13 protein-coding genes are annotated in these 12,545 nt (G+C 39.4%); 12 read left to right on the plus strand and 1 reads right to left on the minus strand.

The genetic code is table 11. The features are described from left to right. Positions 1 to 86: 86 nt before the first annotated feature. The 8 genes from CEQ83_RS09355 to CEQ83_RS09390 all read left to right on the plus strand — a co-directional run bounded on the left by CEQ83_RS09355 (position 87) and on the right by CEQ83_RS09390 (position 8,548). Positions 87 to 1,583: a CoA transferase gene (locus CEQ83_RS09355; protein WP_155017205.1), complete on the plus strand. Its 1,497-nt coding sequence runs from the start codon at positions 87 to 89 to the stop codon at positions 1,581 to 1,583. A gap of 344 nt (positions 1,584 to 1,927) precedes the next feature. Further along, a complete protein-coding gene (locus CEQ83_RS09360) occupies positions 1,928 to 2,125 on the plus strand; it encodes an IDEAL domain-containing protein (protein WP_013082792.1) in 198 nt (65 codons plus the stop codon). A gap of 226 nt (positions 2,126 to 2,351) precedes the next feature. Continuing rightward, a complete protein-coding gene (locus tag CEQ83_RS09365) occupies positions 2,352 to 2,771 on the plus strand; it encodes a universal stress protein (RefSeq protein ID WP_155017206.1) in 420 nt (139 codons plus the stop codon). A 542-nt stretch (positions 2,772 to 3,313) separates the two neighbouring features. Then, positions 3,314 to 4,690 (plus strand): sensor histidine kinase, encoded by a 1,377-nt coding sequence (locus CEQ83_RS09370; RefSeq protein ID WP_155017207.1) that lies wholly within the window; start codon positions 3,314 to 3,316, stop codon positions 4,688 to 4,690. Between the two features lies 1 nt (position 4,691). Beyond that, a complete protein-coding gene (locus tag CEQ83_RS09375) occupies positions 4,692 to 5,372 on the plus strand; it encodes a response regulator transcription factor (RefSeq protein WP_155008187.1) in 681 nt (226 codons plus the stop codon). A gap of 119 nt (positions 5,373 to 5,491) precedes the next feature. Continuing rightward, on the plus strand, positions 5,492 to 5,824 hold the full coding sequence (locus CEQ83_RS09380) for a metal-sensitive transcriptional regulator (RefSeq protein ID WP_013056612.1): 333 nt from the start codon (positions 5,492 to 5,494) through the stop codon (positions 5,822 to 5,824). A 14-nt stretch (positions 5,825 to 5,838) separates the two neighbouring features. After that, positions 5,839 to 6,045 (plus strand): copper chaperone CopZ, encoded by a 207-nt coding sequence (gene copZ / locus CEQ83_RS09385; RefSeq protein ID WP_033578734.1) that lies wholly within the window; start codon positions 5,839 to 5,841, stop codon positions 6,043 to 6,045. A gap of 85 nt (positions 6,046 to 6,130) precedes the next feature. Continuing rightward, positions 6,131 to 8,548: a heavy metal translocating P-type ATPase gene (locus CEQ83_RS09390; RefSeq protein ID WP_155017208.1), complete on the plus strand. Its 2,418-nt coding sequence runs from the start codon at positions 6,131 to 6,133 to the stop codon at positions 8,546 to 8,548. 137 nt (positions 8,549 to 8,685) lie between these two features. On the opposite strand, the gene CEQ83_RS09395 is transcribed toward CEQ83_RS09390, so the two are convergent. After that, a complete protein-coding gene (locus tag CEQ83_RS09395; protein WP_028413685.1) occupies positions 8,686 to 9,114 on the minus strand; it encodes a YhfM domain-containing protein in 429 nt (142 codons plus the stop codon). 228 nt (positions 9,115 to 9,342) lie between these two features. Here CEQ83_RS09395 and CEQ83_RS09400 point away from each other — a divergent pair, with 228 nt between their 5' ends. From CEQ83_RS09400 to CEQ83_RS09415, 4 genes are all read left to right on the plus strand, one after another. Next, positions 9,343 to 9,900 (plus strand): YdhK family protein, encoded by a 558-nt coding sequence (locus tag CEQ83_RS09400; protein WP_155017209.1) that lies wholly within the window; start codon positions 9,343 to 9,345, stop codon positions 9,898 to 9,900. Between the two features lie 212 nt (positions 9,901 to 10,112). After that, entirely contained in the window at positions 10,113 to 11,420 is a 1,308-nt protein-coding gene (locus CEQ83_RS09405) for an MFS transporter (protein ID WP_034264501.1), read from the plus strand. Between the two features lie 275 nt (positions 11,421 to 11,695). Then, entirely contained in the window at positions 11,696 to 11,875 is a 180-nt protein-coding gene (locus CEQ83_RS09410) for a hypothetical protein (RefSeq protein ID WP_033578739.1), read from the plus strand. 140 nt (positions 11,876 to 12,015) lie between these two features. Further along, positions 12,016 to 12,336 carry a 2Fe-2S iron-sulfur cluster-binding protein gene (locus CEQ83_RS09415; protein WP_048021341.1) on the plus strand — a complete coding sequence of 107 codons (321 nt, stop codon included), beginning with the start codon at positions 12,016 to 12,018 and terminating at the stop codon, positions 12,334 to 12,336. Positions 12,337 to 12,545: the final 209 nt, after the last annotated feature.

Raw genomic sequence — 12,545 nt, forward strand, 5'->3', positions numbered from 1 at the left:
AGTGTTTTGGTTTAACTCGATGAGGGCATAACTTCAGCAAGCAGGGACATAATGAGGTAATTATATGAGGAAAGAAGGGACTACACATGAGCAACATTACGAAAGGTCAGCTAACAAAATCTATTGTGAAAGCAAATGAAAATCGTTTAACGGATAATAGTGATTTTGATATCTATCAAGAGCTGGAAAATGTGCTTCAAGGAGTCGGCTTATCAGCAAAAGACAGCGGAGGAAACATTACATTTTACGGAGAAGATCCGATTGTTCCTAGTACGCTGCGACTTGCCTCAGCAGCAGCTATTGCACTGGTTGCTAAGTCAGTAGCTGTCTCAAAAATTTGGAGAATACGCGGAGGAAAAGGTCAAGATATTCATATGGATTTACGAAAAGCGATCCGAAGATTATCACCTTTTTACGATAAAAAATGGGAAAAGCTTAATGGGTATGCCCCGAGTAAAGCAAATGATCCTTATAATCCATTAGGCTTTCGCTTTTATCAAACAAAAGACGGCAAATGGGTAATGCCGCTGAATCCGTATCCACGCTCTAAGCATGAAACGCTCAAGCTATTAAATTGTATAGAAGACCCTGATGCAGTGGCAAAAGCGATTCGCGGATGGAATGCAGAAGAATTGGAAAAAGCTGCAGCGGAGCGAGGAGTGATCATGCCTGTTGTGCGGACAATTGAAGAGTTTATGAAAGAAGCCGTGTATGAAGAAATAGCTCAGCTTCCTTTAATTGAAATTGAAAAGATTGGAGAAAGTGAGCGAATTCCTTTTTCCAAGAACCCTAAAACGCCGCTAGATGGTATTCGAGCATTAGGGCTTGGTCACGTTATTGCAGGAGCAGGATTCGGTAGAGCTCTCGCTTTACACGGTGCGGACGTTTTAAATATTTGGAAGCCAACGGATTGGGAGCATGATACGATTTACGCTACGTCTAATGTCGGTATGCGCTCTTCAACGCTGGATATCGGTGAAAAAGAAGGAAAAGAAAAAATGGTTGAACTTCTAAAAGAAGCCGATATCTTTTTTGCGAACCGTCGCTACGGATTTCTAGAGAGATACGGTCTAACAGCTGAAGAGTGTGCAGAACTAAAACCAGGCATCATCCACTGCACCGTTAACCTGCACGGAACGCAAGGAGAGTGGGCAAAAAGAAATGGATTTGACCAGACAGCGGGAAGCGTAACGGGAGTCATGGCGTTAGAAGGGTCGCCAGAAAATCCTCAGCTGCCTCCTATTGTAGTTGTCAATGATTATGCAGTTTCTTGGCTGCTTGAAGTTGGTGCTTTAATGGCATTGGAAAGAAGAGCAAAAGAAGGAGGCAGCTACCGCGTGCGTGTATCATTAGATCGCGTATCTTTATGGATCTTATCAATGGGCATCTATGACAAAACATACGCCCATCAAACAGCTGGTTCGTCAGAGAAGCATGAGTACATTGCACCGGATCTCTTTACAGCCCAAACACCTTTAGGATTGTACCAAGGGCTTACAGAACAAATCGAAATGTCGGAAACTCCAGGGGAATATAAGACGGTTCTCGTTCCTCGAGGTTCTTCACGCCCAGAGTGGTTGTGATAACAAGAGGCTGAGACAAAATTATTTTAGTGGAAAGAAAATCCGAACGATGAATCGAGATTCTTGATAAAGGATCCAACTCGTTCGGATTTTTTTGTTATTGTGATGAACGTAGGTTTCGTTTATGTGGGTAGATGCTTCTAGCGCTTGCACGGAAATCAACAGCGGTGTCACAAGCGGTTCAGCTCATGTATCCAATTTGTTTGTCTTTAGATTGAATTGATTTCGCTATGTCTTAATCTCGGTTTTTGGGGGTCAAATTTAAAATGAAAAATAAGAAAAAATATTTGAATAATTATATGATTTCTTATATAATAGCGAAAAGGATGAGGAGTTGACTTGTAATGGAAAACTATACGTCCCGCAAAATGACACGAGAAGAAGTAAAAGTATCAGACGCGACAGCAGCTCAACTAGTGCTAAACAAATCTCTTCGTGACTTTAAAAAAGCACAGCTTTTACTGCAAATCGATCAGTCTTTAGAAAAAAGAGATAAAGAAACTTTTTTACGTTTAACTGAAGAGTTAAAAGAAGTTTGTTAAATAACCTACTAACATAAACAATCAGCCTTTGCTTCTAGTGAGCAAAGGCTTTTTATATGGAAAAAAACGGATAAATGTTTTGTTTTTTCTGAAAGCGGTAAAAGTATAGTATGGATGATAAAGCAAAAATCAAGAAGTCTCTTACTTTATTATTTTTTGCTTTATCATCTACAGCATCTAGATGGTAATACATCATGTAAGAACAAAAAGAGAGAGGGTTCTTGATATGTATAACAAAATCTTAGTCGCCTTTGATGGTTCCGCACCTTCTATTCGTGCTCTTCAACATGCAAGTAAACTAGCTGAAAGCGTAAATGCTAATAAGCTGACAATTGTACATATTAAGGAAAGAATTCACTTGCAGCAGCCTGTTTTTAGCGTTGACTTGGACGCACTGATAGAAGAAGAAAACCGCGATATTTTATCTGAAGCTCACAATCATTTAACTCAATCAGGTATTCCATATGAGGCATACGGTGTAGAAGGCACTGCTTCAAAGAAAATTATTGAATACGCATGTGACAATCAACAAGACGTCATTGTGATAGGAAGCCGAGGAAAGGGCTTTGTTAAAGAGACCTTTCTAGGAAGTGTAAGTCACGAAGTTGCTCAATCCGCAGAATGTCCTGTTATTATTGTTAAATAAAAAGAGGCTGAGGCAAATTTAGTTAAAGAAAAATCCGAACGATGAATCGAGATTCTTGATGGAGAATCCAACTCGTTTGGATTTTTTTATTGGTATGGTGAACGTAGGTTTCATGTATATAGTTGCTTCTAGCAGTTGATTGGAGGGTAAGACGAAGACTCCTGCGGGGAAAGCGGAACAGGTGAGACCCCGCAGGAGCGCAAGCAACGAGGAGGCTCAGCGGCCGCCCGCGGAAAGCGAAGTCTTGCACGGAAATCAACTGCGGTGTGACCAGTAATTTATACTAGCTCCCTTATCCAATTTGCTCGTCTTTAGATTAGAGTGATTTTGTTATGTCTCAATCTCTTTTTGCTTTTGGATTATGTATTGCTGCACGCTTCGTAAGTTCGAAATTTGCTGTATGATAAACTTACTTCATACGCTAAGCTGTCAGATACCCGTGGTAAAATGTCAAAGAATAATCGTTATTTAATTAGGTATGTTTTATTCTGCACAGTTTCTTCATTTATTACTTTTATAATGAAAGCAAGGGATGTGAATAAATGAATCGTATTTCTATTAAGCTTGGACTCTTGTTTTTAATGTTCATTTTACTAATTGAAGCCGCTCTCTTTTTCTATTTATATAGCGGTCTTGCCAATACACGAATTTCAGAGGAGCTGCAAAGCTTGCGTTTAAGAGGAAACAGTCACCGGGAAGTATTAGAGAAGCATCATGATTCTGCTACGCTTAACCATGTTGCACTGATGGAATCAGAAGCAGAAACTGATGTTATCATAACGGATAAAACAGGGGAAATTATCAGTTCATCTAGACCTTTAATTCAAGGTGCAAGAAAAGCAGTAGAGAAATGGAAAGGAAAGTCTCTTACATATAAAGGTGAAATTATGCAAGGCGACTGGAAAAGCAAACCTTATATCGCCACGGCATCACCTATTAAAGAAGGCCATCAACAGTTCGGAACGGTTTATATGTTCAAAAACACAAAGGATATTCACGAAATGATTGCGAGACTACAGCATCATTTTTACGTAGCGGGAGCTGTGTCCGTTTTATTTTCCATTGTGACTATTTTTGCTCTGTCTAAATTTATAACCGCTCCTTTAATCAAAATGAAAAAAGCAACTGAGAAGCTGAGTCAAGGAGATTTGTCTGTGAAACTTGGCGCTCATTCAAGAGATGAACTCGGACAATTAGGAATGTCCATTCAGTCGTTAGCGAATGAGCTGCAGCGGTTACGAAAAGAGCGAAATGAATTTTTAAGCAGCATTTCACATGAACTTCAAACGCCTTTGATGTATTTAAAGGGCTATGCAGACGTAGCAAGAAGGCCTTCTAATACACCGCAAGAACGTGATAAGTATCTTGCTATTGTGGAAGAAGAAGCAGGAAGAATTTCACAGTTAGTCAAAGATTTGTTTCAGCTGGCGCAGCTGGATCAGCATACATTTTTTATTCAAAAACAAAAAGTAGAGCTAGCTACGTATTTGCACACCGTATGCGCGCATTTTCATTTAGCTTTAAAAGAAAAGGAGATGGAGCTGGAGATAAGCTGCCCTCAAGGTCTTTACGTTTCACTAGATCCTGAAAGATTTCAGCAAGTGATTATCAATTTACTTGATAACGCAATGAACTATTCAAAAGAAGAGACCAAAATTGATTTAAGTGTAAAAAAATCAGCTGAATCATTGACAATAACTCTTAAAGATCAAGGAATAGGCATTCCAGAAAAAGATCTACCTTACGTATTTGACAAGCTGTATCGAGTGGAAAAATCCCGCTCGAGAAAAAGCGGAGGCTACGGATTAGGTTTATCAATTGTAAAGGAGATTGTAGAAGCTCATGGAGGAGAAATAACAATCACAAGCGAGACGGGAAAAGGTACGACTGTAGAGATTGTATTAAGAGAGGATGGATAGGATGGCAACTATTTTATTAGTAGATGATGAAGCAAGGATGCTGGATTTACTAGAACTTTATCTGCTGCCCAATGGATTTACATGTATAAAATTTGAAAAAGGCACAGAAGCGCTGCGCTATCTTTATGAAGGTAACAAAGCAGATTTGATGTTATTAGATATTATGATGCCAAGCGAAGATGGGTGGGAGACTTGTCAAAAAGTAAGAAAAATGTCTGATCTACCGGTCATTATGCTCACAGCCCGCAGCCAAACGTTAGATGTAGTAAAAGGATTAAATATAGGGGCAGACGACTATATTACCAAACCGTTTAGCGAAGAAGAATTGGTTGCACGTATCAGCGCGGTTCTTAGACGCTCCTCAAAAGAAAAGAATGAAATCACCTATAAAGGGTTAGTATGGAGCAAGGAAAATCACGTATTACAATATAAAGATCAGCAGATTCAAGTAACGCCTAAAGAGTTTGAATTGGTGGGGTTACTTCTTCAGCATTTAAATCGTGTGTTCAGCCGAGACGACTTGCTTGTGTTAGTGTGGGGATATGAGGCGGAGATTGGAGACCGTACTATTGACTCCCATGTGCGAAATGTTCGGGATAAGCTTAGAAAAGCGGGCTTTCCCGTAGACGAATACTTGCAAACCGTATGGGGAATAGGCTATAAGTGGGTTGATGTTAGTTGAAAATGATATGAGCATAGCTACTGAAATTGGTGAAAAGATAAAGTAAGCAGAAGCCAGCTTTTCGCTTTACATAGGGTAGGGGGGTATAGTATCATGAAGTTATGAAGGGAGGATGTTAGATGGTCGAAGCGAATCACATGAATAGTGAAGAAAAATGTTGTACGATAAATAGTGAAAGAAAAAGTCACCATTCTCCAGAAGTGAAAAAAAACCTAACAAGCCGATTAAATCGAATTGAAGGACAAATTCGAGGAATTAAAGGATTAATTGAAAAAGATACGTATTGTGACGACGTGATTACTCAAATCGCAGCTGCGCAGTCTGCTTTGAATAGTGTAAGTAAAATTTTGCTTGAAGGTCACTTGAAGCATTGCATTGTAGAACGTGTGCAAGATGGTGATGAAGAAGTAGTGGATGAATTATTAACAACCATTAAACGATTAATGAAATAAAGGAGATGCTAGAAATGGAAAACGTAACATTATCAGTACAAGGAATGTCTTGCGGTCATTGTGTCAAAGCTGTTGAAGGCGGCGTAGGCGAACTTAATGGCGTTAAAAGCGTAGAAGTAAGCTTAGAAGATGCAAAAGTAACGGTTGCATTTGATCCAAGTCAAGTAACGGTCGAAGATATTAAAGAAGCTATTGATGACCAAGGTTATGAAGTAGCATAAACAGCATCGCGTGCGAATACCTTCGCACGCTTGATTTAAGAGAAAAATATACCCCTTGTAGGTATATAACAGGAGGCGAAACGCGGTGAGTGATAAACAAAAAGAAGCCACCTTGCAAGTTACGGGTATGACGTGCGCAGCGTGTTCTAACCGGATTGAAAAAGGGTTAAAAAAAATAGAAGGTGTAAAAGAAGCAAACGTGAATTTGGCTTTGGAAAGATCTACTATCATATTTGATCCGTCTAAAACAAGTCCACAGGCCTTTGAAGAAAAAATCGAAAAGCTTGGGTACGGAGTTGTAAGTGAAAAAGCCGAATTTGCTATTACGGGCATGACGTGCGCCGCTTGTTCGACTCGTATTGAAAAAGGGTTAAACAAATTAGAAGGCGTGACAAAGGCAAGTGTTAACCTTGCTTTAGAAACGGCTTCTGTTGAATACAGCCCTTCTCAAATAGATCCGCAAGACATAACGCAGCGAGTTGAAAAGCTTGGATACGGAGCCAAGCTAAAGTCAGAAGAAAAAGAAGAAGAGCAAAGCTACAGAGAAAAAGAACTGAGTAAACAAAAAGGAAAGTTTTGGTTTTCATTTATTTTAAGCGTACCGTTATTATGGGCAATGGTTAGTCATTTTACGTTTACGTCGTTTATTCCTTTGCCTCATATGCTGATGAATCCATGGGTTCAGCTCGCTTTAGCTACGCCTGTTCAATTCGTCGTAGGGAAGCAATTTTATATAGGTGCATTTAAAGCTCTTCGTAACAAAAGTGCCAACATGGATGTTTTAGTAGCACTAGGTACAAGCGCAGCTTATTTCTATAGTTTATACTCTTCTCTTAAATCGCTTGGCTCATCTGCTCATACTACTCAGCTTTACTATGAAACGAGTGCTATATTAATTACGCTGATTCTTTTAGGGAAATTATTTGAAGCCAATGCCAAAGGCCGTTCTTCAGAAGCAATTAAAAAGATGATGGGTTTACAAGCTAAAACGGCCGTTGTAGTAAGAGACGGAGCGGAAATTGAAATTCCAGTGGAAGAAGTGCAAAAAGGCGAAGTTATTTTTATTAAACCCGGTGAAAAAGTACCTGTAGACGGAGAGATTATTGAAGGACAATCGGCTTTAGATGAGTCCATGCTGACAGGGGAAAGCGTACCGGTAGATAAAAGCATTGGAGATAAAGTAATTGGAGCCACACTCAATAAAAATGGTTTTCTAAAAATAAAAGCTACAAACGTTGGAAAAGAGACGGCGCTTGCGCAAATTATTAAAGTAGTAGAAGAAGCGCAGGGGTCTAAAGCCCCTATTCAGAGATTAGCTGATTATATTTCAGGTATATTCGTGCCAATTGTGGTTGGAATTGCTCTTCTTACGTTCTTTGTCTGGTACATTTGGATTGTGCCTGGCGAATTTGCACCGGCTTTAGAAAAGCTTATCGCCGTATTAGTGATCGCATGTCCATGCGCATTAGGTTTAGCTACTCCAACTTCCATTATGGCGGGGTCGGGCCGCGCAGCAGAATTTGGTATTTTGTTTAAAGGCGGCGAGCATTTAGAAGCGACGCATAAAATCGATACGATTCTTTTAGATAAAACGGGAACTGTTACAAATGGAACGCCTGAGCTAACCGATGTACGTATTGCACAGGGCTACGAAGAAAATGAGCTATTACAGTTAGTTGCATCAGCTGAGCGTTTATCGGAGCATCCTCTAGCTCAAGCACTCGTAGCAGGTATAAAAAATAAAGGTATAGAAATTCAAGATCCGTTATCTTTTGAAGCGATTCCAGGGCATGGAGTAAGGGCAACTGTACAAGAACGAGAGCTGTTAGTAGGAACAAGAAAGCTTATGAACCAACATAAAGTGAATATTGATGCAGCTTTAGAAGAAATGACAAATTTAGAACGAGAAGGAAAAACGGCCATGCTCGTTGCTCTTGACGGAAAATATGCCGGCATGCTTGCTGTTGCAGACACTATTAAAGAGACTTCTCAAGAAGCAGTTTCTAGGTTAAAAGAGATGGGCTTAGAAGTGATGATGATTACCGGAGATAATCGTCAAACAGCTCAGGCTATTGCGGTGCAAGCGGGTATTGAGCACGTTATAGCAGAAGTGTTGCCAGAAGGCAAAGCAGAAGAAGTGAAAAAGCTTCAGCAGCAAGGTAAAAAAGTCGCAATGGTAGGAGACGGTATTAACGATGCTCCTGCACTTGCGTTAGCTGATATTGGAATGGCCATCGGAACAGGAACGGATGTAGCGATGGAAGCCGCTGATATTACGCTGATGCGAGGAGACTTGATGAGCATTGCAGATGCGATTGAAATGAGTAGAAAAACGATTTCTAATATCAAGCAAAATCTATTCTGGGCGATGGGTTATAACACGCTCGGTATTCCAATTGCAGCAGTTGGGCTGTTAGCTCCTTGGGTTGCTGGTGCCGCGATGGCTTTTAGTTCTGTATCGGTTGTATTAAATGCACTGCGATTGCAGAGAGTGAGGCTATAAGGTATGAAAAAGTGGATCATCTCAGCTATTTTGTACGTGCTTGCCGTTATAGCAGTATATGCTGTGTGGGAAATATAAAGTGAAAAATATTTGGGTCACCAAGCCATTTTCGGTGAAAGTGATGTAAAACAAAGCTGCTAAAGAATATTCTTTAGCAGCTTTGTCAGGTGCAAGGAATTTTTTTGATTCAATTCATACCCTTTAAGATGAAGGTCTTCTGGATGCTTTTGCTGAGCAATTAACACATCACGTCCATCATCCATAATCCAAATGAAATAATGACGGCTAGAACCATCTCCATAGGTAATGGTCATTTTGCAATCGATGCTCCCAGCAGATTCTTCATCTAAGAGAAGTTTCATGCGCTCAGCCTTTTTTATACTATTGGTGAATGTATTCATATCTTGTTCATCGATAAACGTTTTGAGTGTTTTCATTTTAATGGACGTTACTTCTATCTTTTGTACGCTAGGTGAGAGCGTGGACTGTGCGGAAGCAAAGGGGGCTCCCATCACCAAGCTAACTACAAGTAAGAGTGAGGATAGAGCAAAGCGTATTTTTAGCATGTTTCTTTCCTCCTTTTATTTTTATACTTTTTCCTAGTGGTAAGTGTTTCATACGAAGGCCTTTTTTAGGCACAGGAAATTTTCGTACCTAATTACCTTCATCTTCACAAAATCTGCACAAAGTCTGGCTACAATAAAGAAAAGAAGAAGAGTATGCAAAGATAAGTTGTTTCTAAGGATTAAAGGATTTTTATTTTAAAATTTATTAGGTGGAAAAGAGGGACTGTCATGAAAAAACAGCTATTTATTCTTGGTGCATCTGTCATTATTGGACTAAGCGGATGCGGAAACGATTCTAGTCATGAAAAACCTTCAGCTGACAAAAATGAATCCATGCACGATCACTCAGAGATGAATCACTCTAGTTCAGGAGAGGTTCCAAAAGGATTAAAGCAAGCTGAAAATCCAACATATAAAGTTGGAGATAAAGCCGTTATGAAAGCTGATCATATGAAAGGCATGAACGAGGCTGAAGCAACGATTGTTGGTGCTTACGATACTACGGCCTATACCGTTTCGTATACGCCAAAGACTGGCGGGGAAAAAGTAAAAAATCATAAGTGGGTTATTCAAGAAGAAATAAAAGATGCGGGTAACGAGCAGTTAAAGCCAGGCAGCGAAGTGACGCTTGAAGCAGATCATATGAAAGGTATGAAAGGGGCAAAAGCAACGATTGATTCAGCCGAAAAAACAACGGTATATATGGTAGACTACACGCCGACTACAGGCGGAGAGAAAGTGAAAAATCATAAGTGGGTAACGGAAGATGAGCTTTCAGCAAAATAGACTGTTAGCGAGAAAAAAGGCTGGACAGAAGTATTTTTGGTGAAAGAAGATCCGAACAATGAATCAAGATTCTTGATTGAGAATCTCGATTCATCGTTCGGATTTTTTATGGGTAGGGTGAGCTTAGGTTTTATGTAGTGTCTTCTAGCTGCGGTATTAAGTAGAATGCTACGGTAATAAAACGAACAAACTACTGATGAAAGGAGCTAGCTATGAGTGAACACACAGTAAAGCGAACAGGACGCACACGATGGTTCATTTCATCTTTGTTAAGCAGTATGATTATTTTAAACTATTTTGATCGTGTAGCGGTGTCAGTGGCCGCTCCTGCAATACAAGATGCATTTCACTTAACGGGAACAGAGCTTGGAATTGTCTTTTCTATTTATACGTATTCTTATACGATCATGCAAATACCTGCGGGAAGCTTGCTTGATCGGTTCGGAGTAGCATGGGTGACAAGAGTCGGTATGGTGATTTGGAGTTTATTAACGATGTCGATGGCCTTTTTGCAAGGAAAACTTCTTCTCTATATTGTCCGATTTTTAATAGGAATAATGAGTGCTTCTGCATTTCCGGCAGCATCAAAAGCTACGTCGCTATGGTTTCCTCCAAATGAAAGAAGCTTACCAAATTCTTTGTTTGATTCAGCGGCCAAATTTTCGAATGTACTTGGCGCGCCTCTTGTAGCGTTTCTCATCACCAAATTTGATTGGCGCACAGCATTCTTATCTATTGGAATTATAAACGTGCTGTTTACGCTGCTGTTTTGGTTTTATTACGAAAAGCCAGAAAAGCATAGACGCATATCAGATGATGAGCTGAAGTATATTCAAGAAAATAATTTAAATGCAAACGATGAGCAAACATCAAAATTTTTACATACCTTGAAAGTATTATTTACGAATCGAAAAGTTTGGGGGCTAATGATTGGGTTTACAGGCTATGGATATACGTTTAATTTACTGTTAACGTGGCTGCCAACTTTTTTAAAAGAAAAATACGGTATGGATATCATGTCATCGGGCCTGCTTACGGCAGTACCTTGGCTAATTGCTACATTTGCTGGCATTTTAGTAGGCGGGTGGCTTGTTGATTACCTCATAAAAAAAGGTTATGACAGTCAAAAAGTATATCGCACCATCATTGTTATAGGATTATGCTTAGGGTTTGTTTTTTTAGGCTCTATTTTCACTAATAGTGTCGTCTTAGCGATGATTTGTATTTCGATTGGACTGGCAGGTATATCTGCAACGGCACCAATCGGCTGGTCTATTTCCGCTGAAATTGCGCCTGCAGGCTCTATTTCTCTTCTCAGTTCTATTGTTAATTTAGCTAATAATTTGTTTGGTGGAATTATAGCGACAGCTTTAACGGGATATCTTTTGGATAAAACTGGTTCTTTTAATCTAAGCTTTATGGTAGCGGGAATTGTATTGTTGCTAGGCTTAATTTTTTATATTTATGTGCTAGGAGATATTAAACAAATTAAAATTCCAAAAAATCAACGTACGAAGTAAAACCCCATGACTCGTTATGGGGTTTTACTTTTGATTATAAATAACGACCTTGCTTGTGCGTTTAGCGATGTGAGAAACGCTATTAAGAAGGGAAATAAGGTAAATTTGTTTGTTTAAAACATATGATAGAGACTTATTTTAAAACAGAATTGTTAGTATAGCATGTTCTTAAAAAGGTTAAGATGGTTTTTATGAAGAAACCTTGTGTCTAGTTTTGTTATTTCAGCAGAAGTAGATACGAACCGCACTATAAAAAAATAGAAAGGCAGAGGAACATGAATCATAAAGAAAGTGAAAGCAATACTGAGTTAAATCAAAGTCATTTGTTAAAGGAACCTCAGCGCATAGAATTATCTAAGTACCAAATTTTAAAAGCACTGATACCTGTTATTATACTTGGGCTTGTCGTTTTAGTGGCCGTATTACAAAATGATGGTCTTCTTAATTGGATTTAGGCATGTAAAAGGAGCTTGCAACGTACAACAGACGTCGCAATCAGTAGAAATAATGGATTGCAACTTAGGCATGCAACAAAAAAACTGCATAGAGTGTAATTCAAATCGCTTGGATACAGTAGAGGGAAAGAGGGAGATATATGCCAAGAGTAACCGTTTTAGGATACGGCAGTTTTGAAGTGGCAAAAGGAAAAAAGCTTGTCTTGGCACTCGAAGACAACGGTATAAATATTCTTCATCGGTGCGGTGGGAAAGCTAAATGCACGACTTGCAGGGTAGAAGTGCTCGAAGGTGAATATTGTGATTTAACACATGCGGAGAAAAATGCATACTCAGAAAGTTCAATTGAAGATCATTTGCGCTTATCGTGCCAAATTCGTGTAAATGAAGATGTCACCGTTCGGCCAATACTAACGGTAGAAAGCTCAGGACGAGAAGCAGGACCTCGACCCACAGAGTAGTCATGTAATTGCAAAAAGCAGCGTGTGGAATGTTTACATGCTGCTTTTTGTATGTTTACTTAAAAAAATAACAAGAACAGCTAAAGGGAGTAGCAGCTGTTCTTGTTCAAGTAAAATACCTACGGAATGATTCCTTTAAATTTTAGCATTCTGTAAGGCGGGCAGTAAATCACTCAAAAGAGTGATTATAAAGGCTTTTTTCGAACGGT

This window comes from Priestia megaterium (assembly GCF_009497655.1).
Classification (GTDB): Bacteria; Bacillota; Bacilli; order Bacillales; family Bacillaceae_H; genus Priestia; species Priestia zanthoxyli.

Coding starts and splice junctions, on each gene's coding strand:
- CEQ83_RS09355 (WP_155017205.1), top strand. CDS start 87: ATGAGCAACATTACGAAAGGTCAGCTAACAAAATCTATTGTGAAAGCA.
- CEQ83_RS09360 (WP_013082792.1), top strand. CDS start 1,928: ATGGAAAACTATACGTCCCGCAAAATGACACGAGAAGAAGTAAAAGTA.
- CEQ83_RS09365 (WP_155017206.1), top strand. CDS start 2,352: ATGTATAACAAAATCTTAGTCGCCTTTGATGGTTCCGCACCTTCTATT.
- CEQ83_RS09370 (WP_155017207.1), top strand. CDS start 3,314: ATGAATCGTATTTCTATTAAGCTTGGACTCTTGTTTTTAATGTTCATT.
- CEQ83_RS09375 (WP_155008187.1), top strand. CDS start 4,692: ATGGCAACTATTTTATTAGTAGATGATGAAGCAAGGATGCTGGATTTA.
- CEQ83_RS09380 (WP_013056612.1), top strand. CDS start 5,492: ATGGTCGAAGCGAATCACATGAATAGTGAAGAAAAATGTTGTACGATA.
- copZ (WP_033578734.1), top strand. CDS start 5,839: ATGGAAAACGTAACATTATCAGTACAAGGAATGTCTTGCGGTCATTGT.
- CEQ83_RS09395 (WP_028413685.1), bottom strand. CDS start 9,114: ATGCTAAAAATACGCTTTGCTCTATCCTCACTCTTACTTGTAGTTAGC.
- CEQ83_RS09400 (WP_155017209.1), top strand. CDS start 9,343: ATGAAAAAACAGCTATTTATTCTTGGTGCATCTGTCATTATTGGACTA.
- CEQ83_RS09405 (WP_034264501.1), top strand. CDS start 10,113: ATGAGTGAACACACAGTAAAGCGAACAGGACGCACACGATGGTTCATT.
- CEQ83_RS09410 (WP_033578739.1), top strand. CDS start 11,696: ATGAATCATAAAGAAAGTGAAAGCAATACTGAGTTAAATCAAAGTCAT.
- CEQ83_RS09415 (WP_048021341.1), top strand. CDS start 12,016: ATGCCAAGAGTAACCGTTTTAGGATACGGCAGTTTTGAAGTGGCAAAA.